This is a genomic window from Nostoc sp. CHAB 5715 (assembly GCF_020829685.1).
Classification (GTDB): domain Bacteria; phylum Cyanobacteriota; class Cyanobacteriia; order Cyanobacteriales; family Nostocaceae; genus Nostoc.
Genome location: NZ_JAIVFR010001162.1, coordinates 1 through 2,100, shown reverse-complemented (window position 1 = coordinate 2,100; position 2,100 = coordinate 1). Strand labels below are relative to the sequence as shown.

Here is a 2,100-nt window from a genome sequence, read left to right as displayed (position 1 = left end):
TCACGTCCGGTTAAACAGTTGTCATTGCGAACGGAGTGAAGCAATCGCTCCAGACGTTGTGATTGCTTCGTTTCACTTCGTTCCACTCGCTTTTGACTTATCACAAGTAATTTATCGGACATGATATGAGAACCAAAAAAGTAAGCAAAGCACCGATTAATGCTAACTGCCACAAACCACAGCCAGCAGCAATTCCCAAAGCAGCCGAAACCCAAATAGCTGCTGCTGATGTCAGTCCGTGAATTTCAAGTCGCTGTGATTCTTGAGAAGATTGACGCACAATTTCTCCAGCACCGAGAAATCCTACACCGGCTGCAATCCCCTGAATCACGCGGCTAATTGCATCACGATTGGACTGTGACCCATCTGTTTGCATAATTATGAGAGTAAACACGGCTGAACCGAAACTCACCAGCATGTGAGTTCTTAAACCGGCTGGTTTACGCCTAACTTGACGTTCTAAGCCGATAATTGCTCCAATAAGCAATGCAAGGCACAGCCTGAAGCTGATATTTAGCCAATCATTAGTTGCAAGGTAGTAAGTGTTTGGCAATGCTTAGTCTGGTGTAGAGAATTTTATATATTAGTACAGCACGGTATAAATCTAATTACTATATATATAAATTAACAAGACTTCGGGCAAAATCCCATTGTTAAAGGTAGGCAAACTTTCGCCACAGCTACTAGTACCGCAAGGCGGAAGTTAAAAGTCAGGCAGGCTTTAATTTTGGGCTTTCTGGCTGTAATGAAATGGTGGTTTATTTCCGCCGACCTATATTAGGTTAATTAGTAATATTTTTACAAAAATAGTGCAAAAATATTTTAATCTTTTATTGATGGAGTTTAATTAAACGAGTGCAATTTAATAGCCTATATCATATTTGGATTCTATCAATTGGGGAATACTTTTTTTTGTACGACTTAATCTCTTACCTTGTTAGGAGTATTTACCAATAAGATATTATTTTGGTCAAAAATGTACCAGGAGGAAATGGCTATGGCTACAAATAGACAACTGACAACTAACAAATTGAGTGGACAAACTCTACTGGCTAGACCAAATTAAACTACAAGACCGCGCCAAAGTAGGCGACAAAGCGTTTTACTTGAGCAGAATCATGCAGCGTGGCTATCCTGTGGTGCCTGGTTTTGTCGTTTCGGCAGAGATTTTGCGACAATTTCTCGAAAATCTCAATAGTTCAGAGTCATTAGTAGCTGACTTACCCCATTCTTCGTTACACCTAGATGTAGCTAATTGGCGTCAACTTCAGCAGGTAGCTGGTCGCTTGCGCCAAGAAATTCTCACTGCGACTGTGCCACAGGATTGGGTGAGTACAATTTTCCAAGCAGCTAGAGAATGGCAAACTAACTGTTTGATTCTTCGGCCTACCTTAGCAGTATCAACTGCTACGCCAAGTATAAAGAATATATCTGGTTTGCTAGAGTCGGTGTTTTGCCAGTGCGAACCAGAAGCGATCGCTTTTGCCCTAAAGCGTACTTGGAGCCAGATATTTCGTGCTAGAAGTCTACTATATTGGCAGCACTCAGGAATTAACCTGCAACAAATCAGTTTAGCAGTTTTGGTTCAACCTGTTGAGAATGCGATCGCCAGTGGCTTGCTCAAAGCCAACTCCTCCGGCTGGGAAATTGAAGCTACTTGGGGATTAGGAATTGCGATCGCTCTTGGCGAAGTCCAGCCAGATGTTTACTACATTCAACAGGCAACCGGGGTTGTGCTTGAGCAACAGTTGGGCAATAAAATGCTCGCTTATGGTGTGGATGATGCAGCACCTGGAGCTTTTTCGCAACCTGTGCCAAACTCAGCGCTAACACCAGATCACACTTGTCTAAGTACTTACCTAATTGAGTCAGCCCAACAAAAACAGTACGCTTTACAAGAAGAATACATACAACAAATAATTGCTCTGGGAACTCAACTAGTGAGTGAACTGGGTGAAAGCTTTACCATTAAATGGACTATCGCCGGGCAAACAACATCTGGCAAGCTCTACATAACACAAGTTAGTTCTCCCCATTTAATTCACCACCGACACTTCATCAGGGGACTAGGGGCGGCAGGAGGACGTGTTGTGGCAACTG

At 42.7% G+C, this 2,100-nt stretch carries 2 protein-coding genes; one reads left to right on the top strand and one right to left on the bottom strand.

Annotated features, from left to right (window positions below):
• Nucleotides 1-100: 100 nt before the first annotated feature.
• The gene (locus tag LC574_RS37220) at nucleotides 101-553 is read right to left on the bottom strand and encodes an MgtC/SapB family protein (protein ID WP_229458638.1); all 453 of its coding nucleotides are present in this window, start codon (nucleotides 551-553) and stop codon (nucleotides 101-103) included.
• Nucleotides 554-1,034: 481 nt separating this feature from the next.
• Here LC574_RS37220 and LC574_RS37215 point away from each other — a divergent pair.
• Nucleotides 1,035-2,100, top strand: a 1,066-nt coding sequence (locus LC574_RS37215) for a PEP/pyruvate-binding domain-containing protein (protein WP_368736788.1), incomplete at its 3' end; no start/stop codon positions are given.